This window comes from Lactobacillus sp. ESL0791 (assembly GCF_029433255.1).
GTDB lineage: Bacteria > Bacillota > Bacilli > Lactobacillales > Lactobacillaceae > Lactobacillus.
In genome coordinates, this window is the sequence record NZ_JAQTHU010000001.1 from 2137125 (window position 1) to 2150133 (window position 13009).

Annotated in this window: 14 protein-coding genes; 9 read left to right on the forward strand and 5 right to left on the reverse strand. The window is 38.0% G+C overall.

All coding sequences use genetic code 11. From position 1 onward, the window contains the following. The first annotated feature begins 6 nt into the window (after window positions 1-6). Entirely contained in the window at window positions 7-1164 is a 1158-nt protein-coding gene (locus tag PT285_RS10145; protein WP_277150245.1) for a mannitol-1-phosphate 5-dehydrogenase, read from the forward strand. A gap of 371 nt (window positions 1165-1535) precedes the next feature. Then, the gene (locus PT285_RS10150; protein ID WP_277150247.1) at window positions 1536-3005 is read left to right on the forward strand and encodes an FAD-dependent oxidoreductase; all 1470 of its coding nucleotides are present in this window, start codon (window positions 1536-1538) and stop codon (window positions 3003-3005) included. Window positions 3006-3142: 137 nt separating this feature from the next. On the opposite strand, the gene PT285_RS10155 is transcribed toward PT285_RS10150, so the two are convergent. From PT285_RS10155 to PT285_RS10165, 3 genes are all read right to left on the reverse strand, one after another. Then, a complete protein-coding gene (locus PT285_RS10155) occupies window positions 3143-4546 on the reverse strand; it encodes an APC family permease (RefSeq protein ID WP_277150249.1) in 1404 nt (467 codons plus the stop codon). Window positions 4547-4563: 17 nt separating this feature from the next. Beyond that, window positions 4564-5292 carry a gamma-glutamyl-gamma-aminobutyrate hydrolase family protein gene (locus PT285_RS10160; RefSeq protein ID WP_277150250.1) on the reverse strand — a complete coding sequence of 243 codons (729 nt, stop codon included), beginning with the start codon at window positions 5290-5292 and terminating at the stop codon, window positions 4564-4566. A gap of 153 nt (window positions 5293-5445) precedes the next feature. Beyond that, window positions 5446-6468 (reverse strand): branched-chain amino acid aminotransferase, encoded by a 1023-nt coding sequence (locus tag PT285_RS10165; protein WP_280928001.1) that lies wholly within the window; start codon window positions 6466-6468, stop codon window positions 5446-5448. 514 nt (window positions 6469-6982) lie between these two features. Here PT285_RS10165 and PT285_RS10170 point away from each other — a divergent pair. Continuing rightward, window positions 6983-8773, forward strand: a complete 1791-nt coding sequence (locus tag PT285_RS10170) for an FAD-binding protein (RefSeq protein WP_277150252.1) — start codon at window positions 6983-6985, stop codon at window positions 8771-8773. Between the two features lie 150 nt (window positions 8774-8923). Here the strand turns inward: PT285_RS10170 and PT285_RS10175 are convergent, their stop codons facing one another. Both PT285_RS10175 and PT285_RS10180 read right to left on the reverse strand, forming a co-directional pair. Continuing rightward, on the reverse strand, window positions 8924-9259 hold the full coding sequence (locus PT285_RS10175; protein ID WP_277150254.1) for a type II toxin-antitoxin system PemK/MazF family toxin: 336 nt from the start codon (window positions 9257-9259) through the stop codon (window positions 8924-8926). Continuing rightward, a complete protein-coding gene (locus tag PT285_RS10180; RefSeq protein WP_277150256.1) occupies window positions 9259-9522 on the reverse strand; it encodes an AbrB/MazE/SpoVT family DNA-binding domain-containing protein in 264 nt (87 codons plus the stop codon). Before PT285_RS10180 ends, PT285_RS10175 begins: the two co-directional genes overlap by 1 nt. 143 nt (window positions 9523-9665) lie before the next feature. Between PT285_RS10180 and PT285_RS10185 the strand changes: the two genes are divergently transcribed. From PT285_RS10185 to PT285_RS10210, 6 genes are all read left to right on the forward strand, one after another. Beyond that, a complete protein-coding gene (locus tag PT285_RS10185; RefSeq protein ID WP_277150258.1) occupies window positions 9666-10436 on the forward strand; it encodes a DUF3991 domain-containing protein in 771 nt (256 codons plus the stop codon). 21 nt (window positions 10437-10457) lie between these two features. Then, the gene (locus tag PT285_RS10190; RefSeq protein WP_277150259.1) at window positions 10458-10649 is read left to right on the forward strand and encodes a toprim domain-containing protein; all 192 of its coding nucleotides are present in this window, start codon (window positions 10458-10460) and stop codon (window positions 10647-10649) included. Continuing rightward, entirely contained in the window at window positions 10627-10803 is a 177-nt protein-coding gene (locus tag PT285_RS10195) for a hypothetical protein (protein WP_277150262.1), read from the forward strand. Before PT285_RS10190 ends, PT285_RS10195 begins: the two co-directional genes overlap by 23 nt. A 194-nt stretch (window positions 10804-10997) precedes the next feature. After that, entirely contained in the window at window positions 10998-11420 is a 423-nt protein-coding gene (locus PT285_RS10200) for a helix-turn-helix domain-containing protein (RefSeq protein ID WP_277150263.1), read from the forward strand. Beyond that, the gene (locus PT285_RS10205) at window positions 11413-12054 is read left to right on the forward strand and encodes a Fic family protein (protein WP_277150265.1); all 642 of its coding nucleotides are present in this window, start codon (window positions 11413-11415) and stop codon (window positions 12052-12054) included. The genes PT285_RS10200 and PT285_RS10205 overlap by 8 nt, the downstream gene beginning before the upstream one ends. Before the next feature lie 4 nt (window positions 12055-12058). Beyond that, entirely contained in the window at window positions 12059-13006 is a 948-nt protein-coding gene (locus tag PT285_RS10210) for a Fic family protein (protein WP_277150266.1), read from the forward strand. The last annotated feature ends 3 nt before the right edge of the window (window positions 13007-13009 follow it).

Below are 13009 nucleotides of genomic sequence, written 5' to 3' on the forward strand. Positions count from 1 at the left end.
AATAGAATGAGAGCAGTACATTTTGGTGCCGGAAATATCGGCCGCGGCTTTATTGGCGAAACGCTGAATGATAACGGCTTCGGCGTTGACTTCGTTGATGTCAATGAGACGATTATTGGCGAGCTGAATAAGCGCGGTGAATATGAGATTGAGTTAGCGGCCCCGGGCAAGAAGCGGATCCACGTGACGGATGTTGACGGGATTAATAACGGCAAGGAGCCGGAAAAGGTGATCGACGCGATTAAAACAACCGACATGATCACAACCGCGATCGGCCCGAAGATTTTACCGATAATTGCCCCGCTGATTGCTCAAGGCTTGACCGCGCGAATTAAGGCCGGTAATACACAGCCGCTGGACGTGATTGCGTGTGAGAACATGATTGGCGGCTCGCAGCACTTGAAGGAAGATGTCTACAGTCATTTAGATGAGGCAATCAAACCTCAAGTTGACCAGTATATTGGCTTCCCGAATGCCGCTGTTGACCGGATTGTGCCGATTCAGCATCATGATGATCCGCTCTTTGTTTCGGTTGAAGATTTCAAGGAATGGGTCATTGACAAGAGCCAGATGAAGAACCAGGCGATCACGCTTAAGGGCGTTGACTATGCGGAAGATTTGGAACCGTATATTGAAAGAAAATTGTTTTCTGTCAATACCGGGCACGCCACGGTTGCCTATACCGGCAAGAGCCTGGGCTACGAAACAATTGGGGATGCGATTAATGATCCGCAGGTTTTGACGCAGGTTAAAAAGGTCTTGGGTGAAACACGGACGCTTCTTTTCAGCAAATGGCACGAAATCTTTACCGAAAAGAGCCTGGAAAATTACCACGAAAAGATTCTGCACAGATTTCAGAATCCGTATATTTCGGATGACATTGCTCGAGTGGGCAGAACGCCAATCCGCAAGCTTGGCTATGATGAACGGTTCATCCGGCCGATCAGGGAACTGAAGGAACGCGGCCTTGATTACAGTGCTCTAGTTGAAACGGTCGGCAGGATTTACTTGTTTGATGAGCCGGGCGACAGCGAGAGCCAGAAATTGCAGGAAATGCTGCGGGATGATGACCTTAAGCAGGTGATTGTTGCCACAACAGGTCTAAGGAATGATCAAGAATTGGTCAATGAAATCGCTGCGGCCTATCAGAAAGCTAAGAAGTAGGGAAACATTTTCTACAAATTGCTAAACTTTAAAAAATATGAATTCCTAAAAATTACCTTTTTTTAAAGTTTTTATTTCCAGATTTAATAAGATTATCTGTTATAAGTTAAATATTTACCAACTTTTGTTAAATAAAATAACGATAATACATAATTCTTGTTTAAATCATAATTACAAGCTTATCAGCATATTCAATTATACTCAAGGCGCAGTATCAACGATTATTTACTAAATATTATTTCCATAACATTTTCGAACAAATCTTAATTTTTGTTAAAAAATCTATCTTCATTTGGTTATCAAATTTCCAACCACGTATAATTAATTGGGTAAGCGTATACAAAAATTAATAATGAAAGGATCGTTTATATATGAATTTACCAATAAATAAGAATTATGATGTTGTTGTAATTGGGGCTGGTTTATCAGGCTTAATCACAGCTTATCAAAGTGCCAAAAATGGTTTATCGACTCTTGTACTAGAAAAAGGAAGAAATTTAGGTGGGAGCGGCAATTATGTCGAAGGCTTATTTGCTGTAGGATCTTCTTTTCAGCAAGAAAAAGGAATCAAATTAACTAAAGAAGATATTTTAAGTGAAGAATTAGAATACTCACACTATGAAGCGGATACAAGAACTTGGGAAAAGTATATTGATCAAAGTGCTGAAATAATTGATTGGCTACAAAAAGATTTACACGTTAAATTTACTGAAGTTACCAAACTAGGATCAGGATTTGTAACCTGGCATCTCTTAGAAGGTCAAGGCCAAAAGCAAATTCACGATAATATAGTTCCCAGCGTTAAAAAAGCTGGTGCAGAAATTATCAGTTCAGTTTCTGCACAAAAGCTATTAAAAGATGATAATGGTGCTATTAACGGAGTTATTATCAAAAATGAAGCAGATCAAAGCGAGGTAACGCTCAAAACTCGTGCTGTAATTATTGCTACTGGTGGTTTTCTAAATAATAGTGAAATGCTTGAAGCAGAAACAAACCGTAATGCAGATAAAATTATCCCAATTAATTCTGGTAAGAATACAGGCGATGGAGCTAAATTAGCTTGGAACGCCGGTGCGCAAAAAGAATTAAAGGGAACTTTAATGGCATTTAATGGATACATTAATGACCCAACTACTCCTTCATACAAATATTGGTATTCTCAAATGAATACTGCAGCTGCTCTTCAATCATTATTATGGGTAAACGAAAGTGGCGAGCGCTTTGTCAATGAAGAAGTCAGTGATAACTTTGCCCAATCTGGTAATGCTCTACTAGCTCAAAATAAAGTCTACAGTATATTAGATCAAGGTGCTGTAGATTATCTTAACAATGTCGGTATGTATAAAATTATCGAAATTTATTACGAAGACAAGAATAAACCAATGGCTGATTTGCAAAATCAAATCGATGAATCACTTGAAAAAAAGTTGCCATTTATTACTAAAGCAAATACAATTGACGAATTAGCTAAAAAACTCAACTTATCTAACTTAAATCAAACTATTGATCGTTATAATTTCTTAGCCAAAAAGGGAATCGATGACGATTTCGGAAAACAATCAACATTCATGGTTCCTGTCGAAAAGGGTCCATTCTATGCCTTTCACTTAGGTGTTGGTGCATTTACAACTTTAGGCGGTTTAAAAGTTGACTTGTCTAATCGAGTTCTTAAAGCAAGCGGTGACCCAATCTCCGGTTTATATGCCGTTGGTGTCGATGCAGCTGGTAATTTAGTAGGTGATACCTATGGACCAAATGTTTGTGGTTCAGCCGCTGGTTATTGTGCCTATTCTGGAAGAAATGCAGCTAATGCTGTAACTAAATATCTTACAAATAAATAAGATCAACCTGGTTGAAAATAATTAACACAGGTTAATATAAACCCCCGAAATTAGGAAAACTAACTTCGGGGGTTTATTATGGTTAAATTATTTCACTTTTGAAAGAATTACGATTCATAAATTTAATCGTTGATTTTCTATTTTCCATTCTTCCGCTCAGCTCTGGACAGCCAAAACATTAAAAGCGGCAATACAATAAAGCCAAAGATCATTATCATAATTGCATACCAGTTAATGCCAACAACTTGACCATTAACGACTACACCAAATTGTACCTTCCAGTTATATTCGATTAATAGGAAAATAACCAGAATAATCGACAAGATTGGCATCACCACATCAGTCCAAACATTCTTTGGTGCACTCAGCACTTTTTCCCTGTTGGTCCCGCGATAAAACTTGATTACTGCCAGCGGCACAACGATAAAGCCCAAGAATCTGACCATGGCACTTAATGTAATCAAGTTTGTCATATCATATTGAAAGGCCATCGGAATTAAAATTGCCAGTCCAACCGAGATAAAGAAAGTCCGAATCGGAAAGTTGTTTTTTGTACGCTTGGTCAAAGCTTTTGACATCTGATTTTCTTTGGCCATTGCTTCCAAAATCCGCGGTGCATTAAAGCTGGAAGCAATATTAATCCCCAGCATCGAAATAAGCGCACCAACTAGGATAACATCGCGTAAAATTTCATTTTTAAAAATTGCCGCAATTGCGACCACCTGCTTCGTCGTCATCAATGCCCGCGGGTCAAGCATCATCGCTACCGCAATCACACCCATATAGATCGCCGCAATGATCAAGATTGCTAGCGGAATTGCTTTTGGCAGATTCTTTTCCGGCCTATCCATATCACCGGAACCAGAGGCAACAGATTCAAAACCCGTGAAAGCATAAAAAGCTGAAACAATGGCCATGACAAAACCGGTTGTGGTCAAAGTCGGAACAATTTTTTGCCCATTCTGCGTCATTTGGTCAACCGCATTTAAATTATGCGAAGCTCCAGTTGTGATTAATAAGACAACACCGGCAACAATGATTAGGATTAATGCTGCCAACTTACCAATTGTTGCCAAGTTCATGACATACTTGACAACTTTTTGACCAAATAAATTAATAATTGTGATGAGCAACATTAGGACAATGAAACCAACTGTGACACTGACGATATTATTCGGATCACCGCCAAAGATTGAGATGGTTGATTTAATTACACCGACAGCCATCACGCCCCAGGCAACACTTGCCGAGAAGTAGCGCAAAACGCCCATGTAAAACCCGACATTGTCACCAAAAGCTGCCTTTGAGTAAGCATAGGATGCACCCGACTTGGTAACATATTTTGCCGCCGCAGCAAATGAGACAGCGAAAACGGCAGCAATCAAGGCAGCAATGAAGTAAACCAAAATTGCTTTGCTGCCGGCCTGACTAACTACACTTCCCGGTGTCAAAAAAATGCCGGAGCCAATAATCGAATTAATTGCCAAAAAGACAATTGACCAAAATCCTAATTTATCTCCTGTTTTTTTACTCTCACCCATTAATTACATTTCCCCTTCTACTTTGCATTGTCAATTACAAATTTAAAAAGATTATTCATAAATGACATTTGCGGATTACGGTGCAGCATTTCTGGATGCCATTGAACACCAATTACCGTGCCAGTCTGATTTTCGATTCCTTCAACCACACCGTCGGGTGCTTTAGCAACTGCCGATAAGTCTGATGCTACCTTTTTAATCAGTTGATGATGAAAAGAGTTAACCATAAAGTCGGTCTTACCTAAAATCTGTGCTAACTTACTGCCAGCTTTAACCTGCATCCCGTGTGTCGGCAGGCTTGGCGTATGACCCTGTTCATGCTTATAAGTTAATTCTTTTCTATAAGAAGCATCTTGATATAAACTGCCGCCATGAGCAACATTAATAATTTGTGCACCTCGACAAATCCCCAAAACCGGCAGTCCTTTTTCTTCAGCCAACTTTAACAGCAACATGTCAAAGTGATCACGGGCCGGCCAAGTTTTACCAATTTTTGGTAACAATTCTTCACCATACAAATGCGGGTCAACATCATGTCCACCCGACAAAATCAGGCCCTGAACATGCTCCAGCTGCGCTTTAATCACTTCATCATTTTCCGTAAACGGAATTATTAAAGGCAGGCCGCCATTTTGCACAACCGAATCTACGTAATCTTCGTTAACATAGCTGCGCCGGTAGCCAGGAAACATTCCTCCATCATCAATAATTTCGGAGCCAGCAATTCCGATAATTGGTTTACTCATTTGACATCCTCCCTACTTTTTATAAGTAATATTCACCATTATAGGTAAAAAATGATGCTCTGCATAATATTTAGCTTACAAAAAATTAGTGCAAACAAAAAACTTCAGAGTCTGTATTCAAGCTCTGAAGTTTTCTAAATAAGTTATTGTCGTTTATTCTAACGTCTGCGTCCAACCATATTTATCTTCGGTATCACCGTACTGAATTGCAACCAATTCATTATAAAGTTTGGTTGTGATCGGGCCTGGTTTTTCTTCGCTGTAAATGACATGCTTCTTGCCCTTATAAGTAATTGAACCAACCGGAGAAATGACGGCCGCGGTTCCCATGGCCCCAGCTTCAGCAAAGTCAAAGGCTTCCTCCAAAGTAATCTTTCTTTCAACCGGATTCAAGCCTTGCTTCTCGGCCAATTCCAAAAGCGAACGCTTAGTAATTGATACCAAGATTGACTTAGATTTTGGTGTGACAAACTGACCATCTTTTGTAATACCGTAGAAGTTAGCACCACCGAATTCATCAATGTACTTGTGTTCACGCGGATCAAGATACAAACAATCAGCAAAGCCTTCTTTATGCGCCTCAACCGATGGATATAAACTGCTGGCATAATTACCAGAAGTCTTTGAACGGCCGGTACCCGCATAAGCTGCACGGTCATAATCACTAACTTGATAAGCTGCAGGAATTAAACCATTGACGTAGGCGCCTACCGGTGTAGCAAAGACGCGAAAAGTATATTCAGTTGCTGCCTGCACGCCAATAACCTTAGAAGTTCCGATCATCAAGGGCCGAATGTACAAAGTGGCACCACTATCGTAAGGAGGCACAAATTCCTTATTAGCTTCAACTACTTGCTTGACCGCATTAACAAACTCATCTTCAGGAAATGGTTCCATGGCCAGACGGCCAGCAGACAGTGTAAAGCGGTGAGCATTTTGTTCCGGACGAAACAGATTGATTCTACCATCCTTACGTCGATAAGCCTTCAGGCCTTCAAAAATTTCTTGTCCGTAGTGTAAAACCTCCGCACATTCAGATAATTCCATAGTTGAAGAAGTAATTAACTTTCCTTCACCCCATTTGCCATCCTTATATTTCGCCTCATAGCGATAAGGTAAGTCATGATATTGAAACCCTAAATTATTCCAATCCAGATTTTCTACTTTTTCTTTCATTATTGTGCCTCCATAACTAAAACAAATTAGTCAGTAAAAACAAGGTCATTTGCCTCGTTTCATAATTATTTAATTATTGACTAATTTAAACCATAAGTAAGAATAAGTCAATAGTTTAATTAAGTAATTTTCAAAGAAAAAAGAAGGCTGTACAATAAATCTTGCTGATGAGTACCTTATGGTATCTTATTAACAGGATTTTATTTTGCTTTAAAAATACAAAAAAGAGGCCATAGCCTCCTGTTAATTTCCGTAATACCACTTAAAGAAAGTTTGGAGTTCAAAAAAATAGAGCAAGTTTTTCCCAAAAGGAATTCTTGATCTATATTTTTTTGTCCAAGAAGCTAGTTTTTTCCCAGACACATAATAGTTTGTATATAAAAATCTATTAGCTTCCATATTAATCTTGATTTTTAATCAAAAGAGTAGAATTATTCTTTAAATATGTGAAATTATACACTATAATATATTTGAAATTTTTAGTCAAAATTATTTTATAAAAAGGAGCGTAATTATGTTCTACGATAAAAATTCTTGGGACGCCGTTTATGATGTAATTGTAATTGGATTTGGTGGAGCTGGCGCAACTGCTGCAAGATTTTCAGCTGACAATAATGCTAAAGTTTTGCTTATAGACAGTGCACCAGAAGGTCATGAAGGCGGTAATACTCGTTATGCTGGTCAAATTGTTGAAACAGGTGATGATTTTGATAAGCTTAAGAAATATTATCAGCAAATGACTTCACCACTTGAATTGGATGAAAAGGTACTGGATACATTTATTCACGGCATGGTTGATTTGCCCAATTACTTTCGTAAATATTTAGGCTGTGAACCATATAGCGTAAAAAAGAATTTAGATGCTAAAAATGACAAAACTTTGCCGTTTAAAGCAGTTGAATTTCCTGAATTTGCTGGCAGCGAAACAGGTGATGATTTATTAGTTCATCCTCAAGTATTTGATTCTGCACTGTGGAAAATTTTACGGAAAAATGTAATATCACGGTCAAGTCACATTGACATACTTTACAAAGCACCAGCACAACACTTACTACAAACAGCAAATAAAACTATTATTGGTGTACAAATTAAGTATGCTGATAAACTTCTTAATATTAAAGCCAATAATGGTGTCATATTAGCTTTAGGCGGATTTGAAAATAATGACCGAATGATACAAGATTATCTCGGTGAAACTAATCTAATACCTTATGGAACTCTTTACAATAAAGGTGACGGTATTAAAATGGCTATTGAAGTTGGTGCAGGTCTTTGGCACATGAATAACTATGAACCGGGTACTCCTACTAGTTTTTCTATTCCAGGTGGTCAGCGAGCATATTTTAAGATTAATAACTGGTCCGAAATGTTTAAAGGATCATTAATTTCAGTTGGTGATGATGGTACCAGATATTTGCCAGAAGATGATAAGTCACGTCATGGACACACTTATTATCATGGCTTATGGAGAGTTCTGCCGGTTCAGCAACATCCATATTTGATTTTTGATCAAAAGAAATACGATGAGTTTATGCAAGCTGATAATGATAATTTGCAAAAAGCAATATTAAATACAGCAGTTAAGTCTGCAACTATTTCAGATTTAGCTCACACGATAGGTGTTGATTCGCAAGTGCTGCAACAAACAATTGAGAATTATAACTTCTTTGTTGAGCAAAAATGCGATTATCAATTAGGACGTAATCCAGAAACTATGGAAAAGATTTCTATGTCAGGCCCATTTTATGCGTTAGCCAAGCGGCATACAATGCTTAACACCCAGGGTGGCGCACGTAGAAATGAAAAAGCGGAAGTTTTAGATACGGCAGGCCGCGTTATACCACATTTATATGAAGCCGGTGAATTAGGACATGTAAATATTAATCAATATAATGGTGGGGGTGATTTTGCGGATTGCTTAATCTTCGGTAAAATTGCAGGTGAAAATGCTGCAAAGTCAAAAGATGACTTACGTGCTGATAAATTGGTGCCATTGCAACTTAGCACTGCAAAATCTCAAGTAACTGAATCATACGAAGTAGGTGCTAACCAATATATTGGTCACTCAACTAGCGGAATTGGTAATGAAATTGCAGTGAAAGTAACAGTTGATCAGAAAAAGCGCCCCGTTAAAGTTGAGGTTGTAAAAGAAAGCGAGTCAGCTGATTACGGTGAGCAAGCTATTAGCCAATTAATTCAAGAAGTGCAAGATGCTAAATGTGCCAATGTCGATGCTGTTTCTGGGGCATCAAGCACGAGTAGAGCCTTTAAAGAAGCCGTAAACGATGCGCTAAGTAAAGCGTAATAGAAAATTTAATTGACGAAAAGTGTTCATTGGTAACTTCTTTTTAGAAAGTTTTGTTAGTAATTACATTCTATCAAAGAAGTCCAATGGACTTTTTATTTTTTAATAAACCAAAGTGTTCAACTTCATTCTACAATCTACCTTACAGAATTATTTTTCAATTTGTTTTTGGAAAAAATCATATAAACCCACTCGGTCTAAATCAGTTAGTTTTCCTAAAGGTTTTCTAGCGAAAACTTTTTCTGCAGGTAAATGATAGCCTCGGTGAATGTCTACATACGATTTTTTATTCAAGCCAGCAGCTTGCCAATCCTTAATTGGATAATAAAATTGCTTTATTTTTTCCGAATTTAAGTTGTATTTGCTAGTAATTTTTAGAACGATAACTTTTTTAGCTGTTACTTCAGTTACTAAAGCTGGCCTAATCTTACTACCATTGCCTTCATCAAATGGTACATCAGCAATATAAATATCCATCGGCTGCATTAACCATTTACCATCCAATCATGAAAGTTTGGTGACTTTTTAGGATCATAGTGACCATTTTTATCAAACTCTACTTCTTCAATAGGTATTTGCTTCATCAAATTTGACCAATCTAATGCTGTGGGCAACTTCTTAATTGTTACTTCATCATTATTGATCTCAAACGAAACCTTAGTTCCTTTTTCTAATCCAAGTGCTTTGCGAATAGTAGCCGGTATTACTACTTGTCCTTTTTGCGATACTAATCCAGTAAACATTGTCATATTTATTACCCTCCAGTTAGTTGTACGTCTTACATACAACATTGTACCAAAATTATATATTATTTTCAAAAATTTATTCGTTCATTTAGGACGCTTAGTTAATTTTTACTAGGCGTCCTTTTTTGTTTTAGAAAGGAAAAATTATGACTAAAAAAGAAATTGATCGAAATAGTTGGGAAAATCAACTGTATAACGCCAGTATTCCCGATCTATGCGCCGCAGTTGGTTATGACTTGAAAGATGAAGGCCACCAATTACGCGGTGTCGAACATGATAGCTTAGTAATTACTAAAGCCAAAAATGCCTATATTAAAAATTCTGACGGTGTACATGGTGTGGGCGGTTGGGCATTTGCTAAAAATATTATCCTGGAGGATGCAGATGATTACTTATCGCACAGCGATTTAATGGATAAAATGCACGAGATTGCCCAGAAAGCAAACCTTGTGGCCTTTAACCACGAGCAGTACCAAACTACACGGGTACCCTATGTTTACCGCGCAGATCAAATTGTCCCAGATTTAACGATTGCTAAAAAATACCTATCTGAACAGCGCAAAATCAGTCCTGATTTGGTTGACTGGCTACACAAACATGATCGCCTTGATCAAGATCGCATGGGCAACATTGTTTTTAAAAGGCTCAATCCAGTTACGGGGGTAATCATGGGTGCCAGCAGGCAAGGCACCAAGATTGACTTTGACAAATATCCCAAGCGTGGCACATTCAAGGGTATCGACAAAAATTCTACTCCTAATTCAGTTTGGAGCTTTGATGTTGGCAAACCGGAAAATATCCGAATTTTTGAAGCACCGATTGATGCTATGTCCTACTATCAGATTGCACCAGATCGGATCCACAATACCAGGTTTATCGCCCTGGACGGCTTAAAAGACCATGTAGCTGCCCAGTAGATCGCTTTTACTGAAAATGAATTGAGAAACTCGGGGTCAACAATACAGTCGATTGCATTAGCCGTAGATAATGACCAAGCCGGCGACAATTTTGTCCAAAAAATGCAGGAATATCATTTTAAAAATGCGGACGAAAAAGTAATCAAAATGAAAGCTGCCCAGCCACACAAGAAGTGGGGCAAAGATTGGAATGATGAACTCATTAGAAGCTAAAACACAAGCAGCTATTTTGAATAATGTGGAAAATGCGGACGACAAAATGACTGATTTTATTGACGGGCGCGAAAACAAATTTGAAATGAGCAAAAAACAAACGGTAGAAAAAGAGCAAGTAATCAAGCCAAGAAGAACTGGCTGCCAAGTATGAAAAACAGCAGCAAGCACAAGGTCAACAAATGGGTGGTATGGAAATTGGCTAAAATTCAAGCAAATAACGACTACCGCATAAGGTCGCCCTGCCGTAAAAGGCTAAAAAGTTTTATTATCTATTTATCCTAATTTGGTTAATATTATTACCAAATATGGTATAATATTAGTATAAAAAATAGGAGGGTTTAACTAATGAGCTCGGTAATTAATAAAGTTTTAGAGAGCAACAATCTTACAGTAAAAGATGTGGCAGACAAAAGTCATGTATCAGCAAGTACGCTAAGAAAGTCGATCCAAAAACCAATCGAAAACTGGTCAATTAGGGTACTTAACGCTTTTGCCGTAAGCCTAGATAAAAGACCAGGAGATTTATTAAATATGTTAGAGCCTAAAATTTATACCCTTGATATTGATGATCGTAATCAAAGCATTCAAGGTGTTTACATTGCCGATAAAACCCTGTATCAACAAATTAGAGGTGTAGTCGAAGCCAGCCACTTAGAAGGGTGGAACCCTAATAAAGCTGATATTCAATATTTACTTGACCAAGCAACTGATCCTGATCCGGAACTGGTAAAACGAATAGATAAAATTTGGAGCGAAGAAAATGACTGATTGGATCGCAGACACACTTTATTCTAATGGGGTAATGAAAAACAAGTATCACATTCACAATCAAGAAGAATTAGAGCAACGTGAATTTTTATTATCTTCTAGGAATGCAATCATCTTTTTACAGCAGCAACCAAAAATTACCAACATTCGTGATCTTAAAAAAATTCACAAAATTATGTTTGGACAGTTATACGACTGGGCAGGTAAATATCGGCCTGGGAACTTCCAGAAGAACGGCTATGAATTTTTTGACCACACAAGATTTGGTTTTGCAGAAAATAACATCAACGGGATCATGGCGCAGCAGCCAAAAAGCACTCCTTTACATGCGACTGATTACGCTGAATTGCTTGACTCAATCAATTTCATGCACCCATTCAGAGAAGGCAACGGCCGCAGCTGCAAAGTGTTTTTACTAGCATACGCGGCTAATCATCAACAAACTATTGATTACCCTCGCAAGAATGAAGAAATGATTGCTGCACAAAATGAAGCAAACATAGAAAAAATAGCTAAGTTAATTAAAATAGAAGATACCCCTACTAGAGAAGCTGCCTTTAAACAACTGATCATGCAAAGGCAAGCGGAACAGCAGGAAGAAACAAGACGGTATGGAATTAGAATAGGCAGGTGAAATAATGAATTATCAAGACAAACTAACTAAAATCTCCAAGTTAAAAAAAGAAATGGACACTTATCGTCCACTCTCACCTTTGGAAATTAAACAGTTAGAAAAAAACATTAGAATTGAGCACGTTTGGTCGTCCGCTGCTATCGAAGGTAACACCATGACGGAAGCTGAAACAGCTGCAATTATAGACGGCGGTTTAGGTGCAACCATTCATGGTAAGACAATCAAAGAAACTTTAGAAATTGTTGATTTAAACGAAGCCTACACTTACATGAAAGACCTGGCTACTAAGAAAGAGCCAATTAGAATTGACGATATTAGAAACTTAAATCGTATTTCTACTTTGGAAACCATGCAGCCAAAATCAGAAGCAGGCAGCTATCGCACAATCGAAGTCTATCCATACGGTTCAACAGCTAGACCGTATGCAAAGCCTTATGACATACCAGAAAAAATGGAGCAGCTGCAAAAATGGAGTAATCAAGCTAGAACCGAATTACACCCGGTTCAATATGCCACTGACTTACACCAGAAATTTGTAACTATTCACCCGTTTAGAGATGGCAACGGCCGGACAGCTAGGTTACTGATGAACCTTGTTTTAACCGAAAATGGTTATCCAGTAATTAACGTCAATCCTTCAAAAGAAGCCAGAAAACAATATATGGACGCTTTAATAGCAGCCGAAGAACCTAAAAATGACTTGCAGCCTTTTAGAAATTTAATTGCTGACTACGTTGAGCAGGAGCTAAATAACCGCATTGCAACTTTAAAGTTAAATGTAAAGTACACTAACGAAGCTAAAGAAAGTCTCAAAAACAGTTCTTTAGACTGGGACAAGCTACAAAAAGAATATGAAGCAGCTAGTAAGAAGTTAAATGCTAACCACTCCAAAAGCGTAAACAAAGAACCAAGTCAAGAAGAACTGGCCGCTGAATACAAACAGCAACACTAGGAT

Coding starts and splice junctions, on each gene's coding strand:
- PT285_RS10165 (WP_280928001.1), bottom strand. CDS start 6,468: ATGAAAGAAAAAGTAGAAAATCTGGATTGGAATAATTTAGGGTTTCAA.
- PT285_RS10185 (WP_277150258.1), top strand. CDS start 9,666: ATGACTAAAAAAGAAATTGATCGAAATAGTTGGGAAAATCAACTGTAT.
- PT285_RS10150 (WP_277150247.1), top strand. CDS start 1,536: ATGAATTTACCAATAAATAAGAATTATGATGTTGTTGTAATTGGGGCT.
- PT285_RS10210 (WP_277150266.1), top strand. CDS start 12,059: ATGAATTATCAAGACAAACTAACTAAAATCTCCAAGTTAAAAAAAGAA.
- PT285_RS10200 (WP_277150263.1), top strand. CDS start 10,998: ATGAGCTCGGTAATTAATAAAGTTTTAGAGAGCAACAATCTTACAGTA.
- PT285_RS10160 (WP_277150250.1), bottom strand. CDS start 5,292: ATGAGTAAACCAATTATCGGAATTGCTGGCTCCGAAATTATTGATGAT.
- PT285_RS10145 (WP_277150245.1), top strand. CDS start 7: ATGAGAGCAGTACATTTTGGTGCCGGAAATATCGGCCGCGGCTTTATT.
- PT285_RS10170 (WP_277150252.1), top strand. CDS start 6,983: ATGTTCTACGATAAAAATTCTTGGGACGCCGTTTATGATGTAATTGTA.
- PT285_RS10205 (WP_277150265.1), top strand. CDS start 11,413: ATGACTGATTGGATCGCAGACACACTTTATTCTAATGGGGTAATGAAA.
- PT285_RS10155 (WP_277150249.1), bottom strand. CDS start 4,546: ATGGGTGAGAGTAAAAAAACAGGAGATAAATTAGGATTTTGGTCAATT.
- PT285_RS10195 (WP_277150262.1), top strand. CDS start 10,627: ATGATGAACTCATTAGAAGCTAAAACACAAGCAGCTATTTTGAATAAT.
- PT285_RS10175 (WP_277150254.1), bottom strand. CDS start 9,259: ATGCAGCCGATGGATATTTATATTGCTGATGTACCATTTGATGAAGGC.
- PT285_RS10180 (WP_277150256.1), bottom strand. CDS start 9,522: ATGACAATGTTTACTGGATTAGTATCGCAAAAAGGACAAGTAGTAATA.